The sequence below is a fragment of the Streptomyces sp. NPDC056452 genome (genome assembly GCF_042796085.1).
Taxonomy (GTDB): Bacteria; Actinomycetota; Actinomycetes; order Streptomycetales; family Streptomycetaceae; genus Streptomyces.
The window spans coordinates 190,193-203,594 of the sequence record NZ_JBHTRI010000013.1; the positions used below are offsets into that span (position 1 = coordinate 190,193).

Annotated in this window: 11 protein-coding genes; 8 read left to right on the plus strand and 3 right to left on the minus strand. The window is 71.3% G+C overall.

Features of this window, described 5'->3' with window-relative positions; translation table 11 throughout:
- Positions 1 to 102: 102 nt before the first annotated feature.
- A complete protein-coding gene (locus tag ACFQ6X_RS15990; RefSeq protein WP_383181799.1) occupies positions 103 to 1,299 on the minus strand; it encodes a helix-turn-helix domain-containing protein in 1,197 nt (398 codons plus the stop codon).
- A gap of 125 nt (positions 1,300 to 1,424) precedes the next feature.
- Here ACFQ6X_RS15990 and ACFQ6X_RS15995 point away from each other — a divergent pair, with 125 nt between their 5' ends.
- A complete protein-coding gene (locus tag ACFQ6X_RS15995; RefSeq protein WP_383181836.1) occupies positions 1,425 to 3,038 on the plus strand; it encodes a DUF6350 family protein in 1,614 nt (537 codons plus the stop codon).
- A gap of 19 nt (positions 3,039 to 3,057) precedes the next feature.
- Here ACFQ6X_RS15995 and ACFQ6X_RS16000 read toward each other — a convergent pair whose 3' ends face one another.
- Positions 3,058 to 4,020 carry a hypothetical protein gene (locus tag ACFQ6X_RS16000; RefSeq protein WP_383181802.1) on the minus strand — a complete coding sequence of 321 codons (963 nt, stop codon included), beginning with the start codon at positions 4,018 to 4,020 and terminating at the stop codon, positions 3,058 to 3,060.
- A 238-nt stretch (positions 4,021 to 4,258) separates the two neighbouring features.
- Between ACFQ6X_RS16000 and purN the strand changes: the two genes are divergently transcribed.
- The 3 genes from purN (at position 4,259) to ACFQ6X_RS16015 (ending at position 8,110) form a co-directional block, all read left to right on the plus strand.
- Positions 4,259 to 4,915: a phosphoribosylglycinamide formyltransferase gene (purN, locus tag ACFQ6X_RS16005; protein WP_383181804.1), complete on the plus strand. Its 657-nt coding sequence runs from the start codon at positions 4,259 to 4,261 to the stop codon at positions 4,913 to 4,915.
- Positions 4,902 to 6,455 (plus strand): bifunctional phosphoribosylaminoimidazolecarboxamide formyltransferase/IMP cyclohydrolase, encoded by a 1,554-nt coding sequence (gene purH / locus ACFQ6X_RS16010; RefSeq protein ID WP_383181807.1) that lies wholly within the window; start codon positions 4,902 to 4,904, stop codon positions 6,453 to 6,455. Before purN ends, purH begins: the two co-directional genes overlap by 14 nt.
- Before the next feature lie 173 nt (positions 6,456 to 6,628).
- Entirely contained in the window at positions 6,629 to 8,110 is a 1,482-nt protein-coding gene (locus tag ACFQ6X_RS16015; RefSeq protein ID WP_383181810.1) for a DUF2079 domain-containing protein, read from the plus strand.
- 96 nt (positions 8,111 to 8,206) lie between these two features.
- Here the strand turns inward: ACFQ6X_RS16015 and ACFQ6X_RS16020 are convergent, their stop codons facing one another.
- Positions 8,207 to 8,815, minus strand: a complete 609-nt coding sequence (locus tag ACFQ6X_RS16020) for a hypothetical protein (RefSeq protein WP_383181813.1) — start codon at positions 8,813 to 8,815, stop codon at positions 8,207 to 8,209.
- 237 nt (positions 8,816 to 9,052) lie between these two features.
- Here ACFQ6X_RS16020 and ACFQ6X_RS16025 point away from each other — a divergent pair, with 237 nt between their 5' ends.
- The 4 genes from ACFQ6X_RS16025 (at position 9,053) to ACFQ6X_RS16040 (ending at position 13,341) form a co-directional block, all read left to right on the plus strand.
- The gene (locus ACFQ6X_RS16025) at positions 9,053 to 9,931 is read left to right on the plus strand and encodes a bifunctional methylenetetrahydrofolate dehydrogenase/methenyltetrahydrofolate cyclohydrolase (RefSeq protein WP_383181815.1); all 879 of its coding nucleotides are present in this window, start codon (positions 9,053 to 9,055) and stop codon (positions 9,929 to 9,931) included.
- A gap of 20 nt (positions 9,932 to 9,951) precedes the next feature.
- Positions 9,952 to 10,620, plus strand: a complete 669-nt coding sequence (locus tag ACFQ6X_RS16030; protein ID WP_383181817.1) for a DUF3017 domain-containing protein — start codon at positions 9,952 to 9,954, stop codon at positions 10,618 to 10,620.
- A gap of 431 nt (positions 10,621 to 11,051) precedes the next feature.
- A complete protein-coding gene (locus tag ACFQ6X_RS16035; protein ID WP_383181821.1) occupies positions 11,052 to 12,167 on the plus strand; it encodes an XRE family transcriptional regulator in 1,116 nt (371 codons plus the stop codon).
- Between the two features lie 184 nt (positions 12,168 to 12,351).
- Positions 12,352 to 13,341 (plus strand): malate dehydrogenase, encoded by a 990-nt coding sequence (locus ACFQ6X_RS16040; protein ID WP_383181823.1) that lies wholly within the window; start codon positions 12,352 to 12,354, stop codon positions 13,339 to 13,341.
- Positions 13,342 to 13,402 lie beyond the last annotated feature (61 nt).

Consider the following 13,402-nt stretch of genomic DNA (forward strand, 5'->3'; position numbering starts at 1 on the left):
CCGCGGTGGCCTGTCCGCCGCGGCACCGCGTCACCGCTGTTAACGGCTCGGGCCCGCACTCCTCCTGCGAGGGGTGCGGGCCCGAGCCGTTGCCGTATCCGCTCAGGGGATCCGCGGCACCAGGCGTTCCGGGCCGTGCGCGAACTCGCCCCGCAGCGCCTTCTGCAGCTCCAGATCCTGCGGGGTCAGTTTCTCCGGGCCGCCGCGCGGGGGGACGCCGCCGACCCGCTCGGCCGGCGCGATCGGCTGCTCGTACTGCGTGGGAGCGGTCTTCAGGGTGAACGCCGTCGTGCCGATGAGCAGCACGGCGAAGCAGATCGCCGCCCGGGTCCAGAGTTCGGCCTTGCGTTCGCTGCCCCTGCGGACGGTCCGGGCCGGTGGCGGTGCCGGCACCTGTTCGGTCAGGGCGAGCGAGCCGAGCCGCTCCTGGAGCAGCGCGGACTGCTCACCGGGGGACACGGGATCCGCCAGTTCGGGCAGCCGCTCGGCGATGGAGGCCCGTGCGTTCAGCAGCCGGCTCGCCGCCGCCGGGGTGCTCGCCTCGGTCTCGGCAGCGGTCTCCGGCAGGTCCAGGCCCACACCGTCGTACAGCAGCAGGGTGCGCCGGTGCGCCGGAGGCATGGCGAGCAGCGCGTCGAGCAGTGCGCGCCGCCCCGGGTCCTCGGGCAGCGCGTCGGGGTGGCGGTGGGCGCGGCGCAGCCGGTGCCAGGGGGACATCGCGTACTCGTACGCCGCCGCGCGCACCCAGCCGCCCGGGTCGCGGTCCCTGGCGACCTCGGGCCAGCGCTGCCAGGCGAGCTGGAAGGCGTGCTCCACGGCCTCCTGGGACAGATTCCGCCGACCGGTCAGCAGGTACGCCTGGTGGACGAGGCTCGGCGCGATGCGTGCGTACAGGGAGTCGAACGCTTCTTCGGCGGCCGTGAACCCCGCCGGGGCCGGTGCCGAGGGTGGTGGGGAGGAGGGGGCAGGAGCCGCCTCGGTGCCTGTGGCGGTTCCGGTTCCGGTGCCGGGCTCGGTCGGGGACATGGTGGTGCTCCCGGTGGCTTCGACGGTGGGGGGCGGCGGTTCCTGCGGCCCCGTGCGGGTGTCTGCGGAGCCGATCAGCCTGGAGTACGCGGTGCGCTTGCGGCCCCGTGGGCTGGTGCGCCCCGTCTCCCAGGCGCGGACGGTGGCCGCTGTGACGCCCACGGCCGCTGCGACCTGCTCCTCACTCAGTGCCCTTGCCTCACGCAGCCGTCGGCGCTCCTTGGGGGAGGGCAACGGCGCGGCGGTGACCGGACCGGTGGTGCTCCGTGTCATGTCCGGCCCCCGTCGACACTGCACTGGGTGAAAAAGTACATAAACGTATATTGAGCGACACAGCGGCCGTTCGCCCGTTACACGAAATAAGCGCGTGTCGTTGGGAGCATGGCCGGGTGACCCAAGTGACCGAGCGCAGCCCGATGTTGCCTGCCGAGCGGAGCAGGTCGGCCGCACTGGCCTCCGCCTTTGTACGCGGGGCGATCGCCGGGGGGCTCGGGCTCGGCTCGCTGTCCGTCCTGGTCATGGTGCTGTGGATCAGCTCCCCGTACCCCGACAGCGGCCCGGGTGAGGCCCTCCACGCGGCGACCGGGCTGTGGCTCCTCGCGCACGGTGCCGAGCTCGTCAGGACCGACACCCTGAGCGGTAACCCGGCCCCCGTGGCGACAGTTCCGCTGCTCCTCGTCGTGCTGCCGGTGTGGCTGGTCCACCGGGCCGCACGGGATTCCGCGGAACCGGAGGAGGGCCCCGTGGTGAGGCATTCGGCCATCGGCGCGTTCTTCGCGGTGACCGCCGGATATCTGCTGGTGGCGCTGGCCGCGGCGGCGTACGCGCGGGGTGGCGGGCTGCCTGCCGAGCGGACCTCGCTCGCCTTTCCGCTGACCGTGGTGGTGGCCGGCGCGGCGGCGGCCGGGGTCTGGACGGCGTGCGGGCGCCCGGTGGGTCCGCTGATGGTCTGGGCGCCGCTGAGGCTGCAGGAGGCTGTCGCCAGGTCCCGGTTCCGGGCGGGAGCGCAGGCGGTCCTCCGTTCGGCGGCGGCCGGTGTGACGGTGCTGCTCTGCGGGGGCGCCCTGATGGTCGCCGTGGCGCTGGTGTGGCACGGGGGAGCGGCCCGGGAGTCCTACCTCGCGCTGTCCGGCCACTGGGCGGACCGGGTCGCCGTCCTGCTGCTGGCGCTGGCCCTCGTACCGAATGCGGCGATGTGGGGTGCGGCGTACGGCCTCGGGCCGGGTTTCGCCCTCGGTACGGCGTCCACGGCCACCCCGCTCGCCTTCGCCGGGCATCCGGCGCTGCCCGACTTCCCGCTGCTGGCCGCTGTGCCGTCCCCGGGGCCGGGAACGGCCGCGAACTGGGCGGCGGTGGCGTTGCCGGTGGCTGCCGGGTTCGCGGTCGCCCGCTTCACTGCGCGGGGGGCGGTTCCCGACGACGGGGTACGCGAGGAGGCCTGGAGCCCACGGGACACGGCGCTGGCGGCGGTGCTGGGGGCTGTCGGATGCGGAGCGGGCGCGGCGGTACTGGCCGCGGCCTCGGGCGGGCCGATGGGCACGGGGGCGCTCGCGGAGTTCGGTCCCGTCTGGTGGCTGGTGGGGCCGGCCGCGTTGGCGTGGACAGCCGTGATCGGCGTACCGGTGGCGCTGCTGCTCAGGTTCTGGCGGCTGCGGGAACACCCGTGGGGGTGGCGGAGGGATCCGGTGGAGCGTGCGGAGGAGGAGACCGAGGAGCGGACCGACGGGAAAGGGGACGACAGGGCGACGGGGAAGAGCGGCGGCGAGGACAGGGCGGAAGTCAGGCTCCCGGACTCGGAACCGTACGAGTTCCTGCCCGCCGACCCGTGGCACGAGGACGGTGCCAGGAAGGCGCGCTGGGCCTCGCTCCGGAAGAGCTCCGGCGGGCTGATGGCTGACTTCCCCGCGGTTCCCGGTGGCGACAGCCCCTCGGTGAAGGGTGACGGAACGCCGGCCGGCCGGGTTCCGGATGCCCAGGGGCACCCGGAACCCGGCCGGGGGACTGCTTCGTAGCGGGCGGCTTCCCCGGGCGTTACTTCTTCACGCCGAAGAAGGGTTCCAGCGGCTCGGGCAGCAGGTCGTTGCAGGCCAGGGCGCCGGACTTGGTGAGGGCGTCGTTCACGCAGGTGTAGTAGTCGCGGTAGACCAGCTGGACCGTGAACGACGTGGCGACGATCAGCAGGGCGAGCAGCGCGGTGACCAGACCGCTGACAGCTGCCGTGGTCTGCTGCCTGCCGCTGCTCTGCGGCGCACCCACGGGCGGGGCCACGGGAGGAGCAGCGGGCGGGGTGGGTGCCGGGGTACGGTCCGGGGCCGCATCACCGGTCGTGGCGGTCGCGCCGGTGGCGCTCTGTGCCGGGGTCTTCCGCGGTCCTGCGCGCAGGGCGCTGACCGACCAGTACACAGCGAGTGCGCCGAGGAGCAGCGCGATCTCGGGGAAGTCGAAGAGGGCGAAGAAGAACGCCCACATGCCGCCCAGCACCGCGTAGCGGGCGCGGCGCTGCGCGGGGTCGGTCGGGTCCCAGCGCAGTCCGCCGGGGTTGCCCTCGGGGCCTCCGCCCTGGCCGCCCTGCCCGCCGGTGCCGCCGGGACGGCTGCCGAAGCCGCCGTTCTGCCGGCCCGGCTGCTGGTCGCTCCACTGGCTGCCCCAGACGGGGCGGTCGTCGGACGGCCCCTCGCCGTTACCGCTGTTGCCTCCGTTGCCTCCGTTGCCTCCGTTGCCTCCGTTGCCTCCGTTGCCTCCCGCGCCGTGGGACGGGTGGCGCGGCTGCCAGGGCTGGTCGGGCCGGTCCTCGGGCGGGGCGGCGAACGGGTTGTCGTCGGAAGGGGCGGAGGAGCCCGGCGCCGACGGGGAGTCCGGTGCGTCGGATGAGCCTGTCGCGGAGGAATCCGGTGATGAGGAGGAGTCCGGCGATGAGGACTGGCGTTCCCGCATCAGCGTGAAGGCCCGCTCGGGCAGCGGGTGGCCAAAGGAGGTGCGGAGGCGGTCCGGCATGTGGTGAACGTCTTCCCCATCTCGTCATTTCCGCCCTGAGGACGGTTCCCTGTCCCCTGACGCTACCTCCCGGCCACGCCCCCGTCCCGTGGGGGCCGCTGGGTGTGCCGGTATCGTTGCTGACGGTCGGCCCGTTCGTAGAGTTCCCCGTATCGAGGGGCGAGCTTCTTTCGTACGACCATACAAATGCAACTCCAGTACATCGCACCTGCCTTACCACGCGAGAAAGGGCCCTGCTGTGGCCTCCCCGCCCCCCTCCGCCGCTCCGGCCCGTCTGGTTGTCCTGGTCTCCGGCTCGGGCACGAACCTCCAAGCCCTGCTCGACGCCATCGGTGACGACCCCGAGGGCTACGGCGCCCGGATCGTCGCGGTCGGCGCGGACCGCTACGGCACCCTCGGACTCGAGCGCGCCGAGCGTGCCGGGCTCCCCACGTTCGTGTGCAAGGTCGGCGAGTACGCGACCCGCGAGGAGTGGGACGTCGCGCTGACCGACGCAGTGGCGGAGCACCGCCCGGACCTCGTCGTGTCCGCCGGCTTCATGAAGATCGTGGGCAAGGGCTTCCTCGCCGGGTTCGGCGGCCGGTTCATCAACACCCACCCCGCCCTGCTCCCCAGCTTTCCCGGTGCCCACGGGGTGCGCGACGCGCTCGCGTACGGCGTGAAGGTCACCGGGTGCACCGTCCACTTCGTCGACGACGGCGTCGACACCGGTCCGATCATCGCGCAGGGCGTGGTCGAGGTGACCGAAGAGGACACCCCGGAGGGCGAAGGGGCCCTCCACGAACGCATCAAGGAAGTCGAGCGCAAGCTGCTCGTCGAGGCCGTAGGGCGGCTCGCCCGCGACGGCTATCGCATTGAGGGACGAAAGGTTCATCTCGGTCATGTCGGTGAATAAGCCCATCCGCCGCGCTCTGGTCAGTGTCTACGACAAGACGGGGCTCGAGGACCTCGCCCGCGGTCTGCACGAGGCGGGTGTCGAGCTGGTCTCCACCGGCTCCACCGCCGGGAAGATCGCTGCAGCCGGGGTGCCGGTCACCAAGGTCGAGGAGCTCACCGGCTTCCCCGAGTGCCTCGACGGCCGCGTCAAGACGCTGCACCCCCGGGTGCACGCCGGCATCCTCGCGGACCTGCGCCTGGACGCCCACCGTGAGCAGCTCGCCGAGCTCGGCGTGGAGCCGTTCGACCTCGTGGTCGTCAACCTGTACCCGTTCAAGGAGACCGTCGCCTCCGGCGCGTCCGACGACGAGTGCGTGGAGCAGATCGACATCGGCGGTCCCTCGATGGTCCGCGCCGCCGCCAAGAACCACCCGTCCGTGGCGGTCGTGACGAGCCCCGAGCGCTACGCCGACGTCCTGGCCGCGGTCAAGGCCGGCGGCTTCGACCTGACAGCCCGCAAGCGGCTCGCCGCCGAGGCCTTCCGGCACACCGCCGCGTACGACGTGGCCGTCGCCTCCTGGTTCGCGGACGACTACGCGGCCTCGGACGACTCGGGCCTCCCCGAGTTCCTCGGCGACACGTTCGTACGCAAGAACGTCCTGCGCTACGGCGAGAACCCGCACCAGCCCGCCGCGCTCTACACCTCCGGCGGTGGCGGCCTCGCCGAGGCCGAGCAGCTGCACGGCAAGGAGATGTCCTACAACAACTACACGGACACCGACGCCGCGCGCCGGGCCGCGTACGACCACGCCGAGCCGTGCGTCGCGATCATCAAGCACGCCAACCCGTGCGGCATCGCGATCGCGGACGACGTCGCCGAGGCGCACCGCAACGCCCACGCCTGCGACCCGCTGTCGGCCTTCGGCGGTGTCATCGCCGTCAACCGTCCGGTGACCGTGGCGCTGGCCGAGCAGGTCGCGGAGATCTTCACCGAGGTCATCGTCGCCCCGGCGTACGAGGACGGCGCGGTCGAGATCCTCGCCCGCAAGAAGAACATCCGGGTGCTGCGCTGCCCCGACGCCCTGACCACCGCGTTCGAGGTGAAGCCCATCGACGGCGGCGCGCTGCTCCAGGTCACCGACCGGCTCCAGGCCGACGGCGACGACCCGGCCAACTGGACCCTCGCGACCGGCGAGGCCCTCTCCGCGGACGAGCTCAGGGAGCTCGCCTTCGCGTGGAAGGCCTGCCGTGCGGTCAAGTCCAACGCGATCCTGCTCGCCAAGGACGGCGCCTCGGTCGGCGTCGGCATGGGCCAGGTCAACCGCGTCGACTCCGCCAAGCTCGCCGTCGAGCGGGCAGGCGAGGAGCGGGCGCGCGGCGCGTACGCCGCGTCGGACGCCTTCTTCCCCTTCCCCGACGGTCTGGAGATTCTCACCGCCGCCGGGATCAGGGCCGTGGCCCAGCCGGGCGGCTCGGTCCGCGACGAACTGGTGATCGAGGCAGCGAAGAAGGCGGGTGTGACCATGTACTTCACGGGCACGCGCCACTTCTTCCACTGATGACCCCGCAGTGATCCGGCACAGGCCGCACCCGCTCAGGGTGCGGCCTGTGCCGCGTCCCGGCGTACGGAGATCAGTCGTCCCTCTGTTCTAATGAATGGCCTTGTCGGGCCGTAGTGGCTGGACCGGTACGACCGGCAGAGACCAGCGAGGGAATCCGTTGCGGGGGCATCGTGCTTGACCTGAACCAGAGCGACACGGACGTGCCCGGCGGCCGGGAGCAGCCGGAAACGGCCCCCGAGCCGGCCGGCGGTCCGTCGGGCCCCGGGCCGCTGCGCCCCTATCTGATCGTGGCCGCACTCCTGTGCGCGCTCTACTTCCTCTACGCGTACCTGCGGTACAGCCACTTCCAGTCACCCTCCTGGGACCTGGGCATCTTCGAGCAGGAGGTGCGCGCGTACGCCGGGCTGAACGCCCCGGTCGTCAACATCAAGGGCCCCGGCTACCTGATACTCGGCGACCACTTCAGCCCCGTCGTGGCGCTCCTCGTCCCCCTCTACTGGATCTGGCCGTCCGCCCTCGCGCTGCTGTTCGCCCAGGCCGCCCTGTTCGCCGCCTCAGCGGTCATCGTCGGGCGCACCGTCCAGCAGCTCCTGGGCGGCCGTTCCGGTCTCTGTGCCACCGTCGCGTACGGGCTCTCCTGGGGCCTCCAGGAGGCGGTGAAGGCCGACTTCCACGAAATCGCGTTCGCCGTCCCACTGATCGCCCTCGTCTGCCGCGCGCTGCTCCTGCAGCGCTGGACGGCCGCCGTCCTCTGGGCGCTGCCCCTGGTCCTCATCAAGGAGGACCTCGGGATCACCGTCGCGGTCGTCGGCGCGCTCCTCGCCCTCTACGGGCGACGGCTCCAGGGCATGCTGCTGGCGGCGTTCGGCGTGTTCGCGTTCGCGCTGACCGTGCTCGTCCTCATACCGGCGGCCAGCAGCGCGGGGACGTACGACTACTGGAAGAAGATCGACAAGAACGGTGAGCAGGAAGTCTCCCTGCTCGACTCCGTCCTCGGCGTCCTCGACTCCTCCGTCAAGGTGGAGATGCTGATCTTCCTGGTCGGCATCACCGCCTTCATGGCGCTGCGCTCACCCCTGATGCTGCTCGTCCTGCCCACGCTCGGCTGGCGGCTGCTGTCCCAGGACTCCAACCACTGGGGCATGGTCTGGCACTACAGCGCGATCCTCATGCCGGTCGTCTTCCTGGCGATGGCCGACGGAATCCGCCGCAGCCGCGCCTCGGAACGGCCCTGGCTCCTCGCGTACGCGAACGTCGCCGTGCCCGTGGCCGCGGCGATCGCGGTGACCCTCACCCAGCACCTTCCCCTGCGCGACCTGCTGCGCCCGGAGTTCTACCGCTCCGAAGCGCGCGTCGAGGCGGCCGAGGAGGCTCTGGACGCCATCCCGAAGGGTGCGCGTGTGGAGACGGACATCACGCTGATGGCGCACCTGACCGGCGACCGCACGGTCTACTGGGTCGGCGGCGCCCCGGGTACGGCTCCCGACATCGTGGCGATCAACCTGGACTTCGGCTGGTCGACGCCGATCGACGATCCGGTGAAGTACGCCCAGCAGCTCCATCCCGAGGCGCGCTACCGGATCAAGCACCGGTCGGGGTCCTTCGTCGTGATGGAGCGGACCACGCCGGCCCCGTCCGGGTTCCGCTCCTGAGCGCGGCCGCGACGCCCCGGGAACGCCGAAGGCCGCAGGCCCCGCGCAACGCGGGAGCTGCGGCCTTGTCGGTGGGACTGCACCCCACCCGGCAGATCAGTACTGCGGCTGCTGCTGGCGGTTGAACCAGCTGCCACCGTCGGACTTCGCCACGAAGACGACGACGAGGATGGCCAGAACGGTGTGGACGAGGCCGACCACGATGAAGGGGTAGATGCCGAGGATCGCGGTGATCACACCGAAGACCATCGCGGTGATGCGGATGCCGTTGCCGCCGCTGCCGAACTTCACGGCGAGGAACACGGCGAGGACACCCCACAGGACCGCGAAGGCGACGATGCCCCACAGGGCGTTGCCCGAGTAGTCCGCGAGCTCCTGGAACTGGACGTCCTCCTGCAGCGAGGCGTCGTTCTTGGCAGCGTTCACCGCCGCGGCGGCGATCGCGAAGATGATCGCGCCGATGAGCTGCAGGCCCGCGATCACGTAGAGCATGACCCGCGCGGACTTCACGCCACCGGGCATCTCCGTGGGCATGCCGGGGAAGCCGCCGTAGCCGGCCTGGACGGGGGGTGCCTGCGGGTAGCCGTAGCCCTGCTGCGGCACGCCCTGGGGGGCCTGCTGCGGATAGCCGTAGCCCGGCTGCTGCCCGCCCGGCTGCTGGCCCTGCTGCTGGCCGTAGGGGTTGTTGGGGTCGCCGAAGCTCATGGCGGAATTCCTCCGTTGCAAATGTGCGGGGACGACGCGGTCCGGGCGGAGGAACGATGCGCAATCCGAAACGGTTGGTCCCCCCGACACTGTCCGCGATACTGCGCGCCTCATCGTCGTCCTGACATCGGCTTTCTGTCCAGTCAACGGGCGAATGTGTTGTGCAAGTGCAACCTCGTGTCCACGGTGCAACCCAGAATTGGTATGCGGGTGGGGTCATCCGCGAGGATAGGTGTCATGACTGCCCAGATTCTCGATGGCAAGGCCACCGCAGCTGCGATCAAATCCGATCTGACCGTCCGCGTGGCGGCCCTCAAGGCGCAGGGCATCACCCCCGGCCTGGGAACCCTGCTCGTCGGGGACGACCCGGGCAGCCGGTGGTACGTCAACGGCAAGCACCGTGACTGCGCACAGGTCGGCATCGGCTCCATCCAGCGCGAACTCCCCGACACCGCCACCCAGGAGGACATCGAGGAGGTCGTACGGGAGCTCAACGCCAACCCCGAATGCACCGGCTACATCGTGCAGCTCCCCCTCCCCAAGGGCATCGACACCAACCGTGTCCTCGAGCTGATGGACCCGGCGAAGGACGCCGACGGGCTGCACCCCATGAGTCTCGGCAAGCTCGTGCTGAACGAGACCGGCCCGCTGCCCTGCACCCCGCAGGGTGTCGTCACGCTGCTCCGCAAGCACGGTGTGGAGATCAACGGTGCCCACGTGGTGGTCGTCGGACGCGGTGTCACCATCGGCCGCTCGATCCCGCTGCTGCTGACCCGTAAGTCCGAGAACGCGACCGTCACCCAGTGCCACACCGGCACGCGTGATCTCTCGGCCCACCTCAGGCAGGCCGACATCATCGTCGCCGCCGCCGGTGTGCCGCACCTCATCAAGCCCGAGGACGTGAAGCCGGGCGCGGCCGTGCTCGACGTCGGCGTCAGCAGGGACGAGAACGGCAAGATCGTCGGCGATGTGCACCCCGGTGTCGCCGAGGTCGCCGCATGGGTCGCCCCGAACCCGGGCGGCGTCGGACCCATGACCCGTGCCCAGTTGCTGGTCAACGTGGTCGAGGCGGCCGAGCGTGCGGCGGCCGAGGCCTCTGCCGTCTCCGCCGGCTGATCCGGGCCGGTAGGAGCGTCATGGGTGCAGGTACGAGTCCGGCGGACGGTGCGCACGCCGACGAGGCTGTTGAAACGGACGAGGCGGTTGTGCCCAGCGGTGCGGGTGATGCGGTGGTGACCGAAGGTTCGGGCGAGGCAACGGGTGGGTCCCACGAAGCACCGGCGGTCGCGCCGGCCGGTGAGTCCGAGTCCGAGGAGGCGCCGGCAGCCGGTGAGTCCGACGAGGCGCCCTCGACCGGTGAGTCCGACGAGGCGTCCCCGGCGGACGCCGGCCGTGGCGGCTCGACCCGGGCGCCCTCGCGGCGTTTCTCGCTGACCCGTGACACCGCCCGCCCCGAGGGCGGCGGCCGCGCCGCGCCGGGGGACGCTCCCGCGCCCGCCCGGCAGTGGCCGCTGCTCACCGTGCTCTGCACCGCCGGTGTCGGGCTGCTGATCGTGGGGGCCGATCCCTTCGCGGAAGCCTTCAGGATCGGCGCGATGCTGATGGGCATCGCCCTCCTCGCGGGGGCGGTGCTGCGCTGGGTGGTTCCTTCGGTCGGCATGCTGGCCGTGCGGTCCCGGTTCACCGACCTCGTCACGTACGGCCTGATGGGCACCCTGATCGTCCTGCTCGCGCTGATGGCGCAGCCCGAGCCGTGGCTGGACGTCCCCATCCTGGAGGACGTCGTCCACTTCACCATCCGCTAGAAGCCTGTGGTGTCCGTCCCCTCCCCCGAGAAGGGACGGACACCGGACGGGACGTCCCGGAGCAAGAAACGCCGGAATGCGGTGACTTGAGCGGCCTTGCCCCGTCCTGCCTCCAGGGTCATGGACATGAGGTGTCCGGTTCAAGGGATGGCAGTGGCCTGTGGCACGGAAGTGACCATTCCGCCACGGTGTGATCGCCGCGCAACGATGGCAGACTGAACCGGCATACGCCACAGGCGTACGACGGAGCGTGCGGTGGCGCCGAATGCACCCATGCGCCCCCCTATGAGGAACTGACACCTTGGCTTTGTGCATCCTCGTGGGTAGTTCAGAAGCGGAAGACCGCCGGTTCTGAGTGGGGCGTCAGGGCTCGGTGTCACGGAGCGGGGGCGCGTCGGGCACGTTCGGGGGAATTGGATGAGGGGGGAGTAATGCCTCGTTGGAAGGCACTACCGGAGGAACTCGACCCGCAGGTCAAGGAGTTCGCGAACCAGCTGCGCCGGCTGGTCGACCGGAGCGGGCTGAGCATCGCCGCGGTGGCTGACCGCACGGGCTACAGCAAGACGTCCTGGGAGCGTTATCTCAACGGCAGGCTGCTCGCGCCCAAGGGAGCGATCGTTGCGCTCGCCGAAGTGACAGGCACCAATCAGAACCACCTGACGACCATGTGGGAGCTGGCGGAGCGTGCCTGGAGCCGCTCCGAGATGCGCCACGACATGACGATGGAGGCCATACGGATCTCGCAGGCGCGTGCGGCGCTCGGCGAGCTCGGGCCGACCTCGGCCCCCGCGGGCGGCCGGAGCAGCCGGTCCGGCGGACGGGCGGGCGCGGGGGTCTCCACCGCCCCCGGGCCCGAGGACGTGCGCGACGCGGGCCGTCCGCCGTCCGTACCGGTCCAGCGCGGAGCCGTTCCGCGGATCCCGCAGCAGCCGAGGCACGGGGCGGCACCGGATGCCGGTGTCCCGGGCGGAGTCGGCCCCGCGGACGGATTCCACTCCGCCGGCGCGGGGGCGCAGCCACCGGCCCGGCGTGCGGGCAGGGGCGGACAGCCCGGCAGCCGTCGCAAGCTGACGATGTTCCTCGTGGGTGTGGTGGGCGCTCTGCTGGTGATAGCCGGCGCGGTGCTGCTCACCGACCTGGGCGCGGACGACGGTGGGAAGAAGACCGCGACCCCGTCCGCCGAGCCGAGCACCACCGCGCCGGAGCTGCCGGCCGGAGTCCAGTGCACCGGTGCGGACTGCACCGGACAGGACCCGGAAGCCATGGGCTGCGGAGGCCAGTTCGCGAGCACGGTCTCCAGGGCAAGGGTGGGCACCAGTCTCGTCGAGGTCCGCTACAGCAAGACCTGTGCGGCCGCGTGGGCCCGTATAACGAAGGCCGCTCCCGGAGACACCGTCCGGATCAGCGCGGGCGCGGGCGGGCAGGACGGCACGGTGGACGCGGACGCGGATGCGTACACCCCGATGGTCGCGGTGAAGAAGGCATCGGACGCGAAGGCGTGCGCGACCCTCGCCTCCGGTACGGAGGGCTGCACCACACCTGAGTAGGGCATCACGGCGGACGGACAGCTGCGGTACGTGACCGGTTGTGTGCGGTCCCACAGGGGGGTGGGCGGCCGGGGCGACCGGGGTCGGATAGCCTGACCGCTGGATATCTCTTCACATCAAGATTCAGAGATATCCAGCACCAGGGGCAGGGACCCCCACCGCCAGCTGTCTAACGGAGATCGCCATGACCCGCACTCCCGTGAATGTCACCGTGACCGGCGCAGCCGGCCAGATCGGCTACGCGCTGCTCTTCCGCATCGCCTCCGGCCACCTGCTCGGCCCGGACGTGCCGGTCAACCTGCGACTCCTCGAGATCCCGCAGGGTCTGAAGGCCGCCGAGGGCACCGCGATGGAGCTCGACGACTGCGCTTTCCCGCTGCTGCGCAACATCGAGATCACGGACGACGCCAACGTCGGCTTCGCCGGCGCGAACGTCGCCCTCCTGGTCGGCGCCCGCCCGCGCACGAAGGGCATGGAGCGCGGCGACCTGCTCTCCGCCAACGGCGGCATCTTCAAGCCGCAGGGCAAGGCGATCAACGACAACGCCGCGGACGACATCAAGGTCCTCGTCGTCGGCAACCCGGCCAACACCAACGCGCTCATCGCGCAGGCCGCCGCCCCGGACGTACCGGCCGAGCGCTTCACCGCGATGACCCGTCTGGACCACAACCGCGCGATCTCGCAGCTGGCCGCCCGGACCGGTGCCGCCGTCTCCGACATCAAGCGGCTGACCATCTGGGGCAACCACTCGGCGACCCAGTACCCGGACATCTTCCACGCGGAGATCGCGGGCAAGAACGCCGCCGAGGTCGTCAACGACGAGGCCTGGCTGGCCGACACCTTCATTCCGACCGTGGCCAAGCGTGGCGCCGCGATCATCGAGGCGCGTGGCGCGTCCTCGGCCGCCTCGGCCGCCAACGCCGCCATCGACCACGTGCACACCTGGGTCAACGGCACCGCCGAGGGCGACTGGACCTCGATGGGTATCCCGTCGGACGGCTCCTACGGCGTCCCCGAGGGCATCATCTCCTCGTTCCCCGTCACCACGAAGAACGGTACGTACGAGATCGTCCAGGGCCTGGACATCAACGAGTTCTCCCGTGCGCGCATCGACGCCTCGGTGCAGGAGCTGACCGAGGAGCGCGACGCGGTCCGCGAGCTCGGCCTGATCTGACCGGGCTCCGGCCACGGCCGGACCGGATGTGAACGAGGAGGCGCCCCCGGCAGCACATGCT

What these genes read in the sequence shown, in the direction of transcription:
- ACFQ6X_RS15990 (WP_383181799.1), bottom strand. Translation starts at nt 1,299, where the DNA reads ATGACACGGAGCACCACCGGTCCGGTCACCGCCGCGCCGTTGCCCTCC.
- ACFQ6X_RS16000 (WP_383181802.1), bottom strand. Translation starts at nt 4,020, where the DNA reads ATGCCGGACCGCCTCCGCACCTCCTTTGGCCACCCGCTGCCCGAGCGG.
- purH (WP_383181807.1), top strand. Translation starts at nt 4,902, where the DNA reads ATGTCGGTGAATAAGCCCATCCGCCGCGCTCTGGTCAGTGTCTACGAC.
- ACFQ6X_RS16020 (WP_383181813.1), bottom strand. Translation starts at nt 8,815, where the DNA reads ATGAGCTTCGGCGACCCCAACAACCCCTACGGCCAGCAGCAGGGCCAG.
- ACFQ6X_RS16025 (WP_383181815.1), top strand. Translation starts at nt 9,053, where the DNA reads ATGACTGCCCAGATTCTCGATGGCAAGGCCACCGCAGCTGCGATCAAA.
- ACFQ6X_RS16030 (WP_383181817.1), top strand. Translation starts at nt 9,952, where the DNA reads ATGGGTGCAGGTACGAGTCCGGCGGACGGTGCGCACGCCGACGAGGCT.
- ACFQ6X_RS16035 (WP_383181821.1), top strand. Translation starts at nt 11,052, where the DNA reads ATGCCTCGTTGGAAGGCACTACCGGAGGAACTCGACCCGCAGGTCAAG.
- ACFQ6X_RS16040 (WP_383181823.1), top strand. Translation starts at nt 12,352, where the DNA reads ATGACCCGCACTCCCGTGAATGTCACCGTGACCGGCGCAGCCGGCCAG.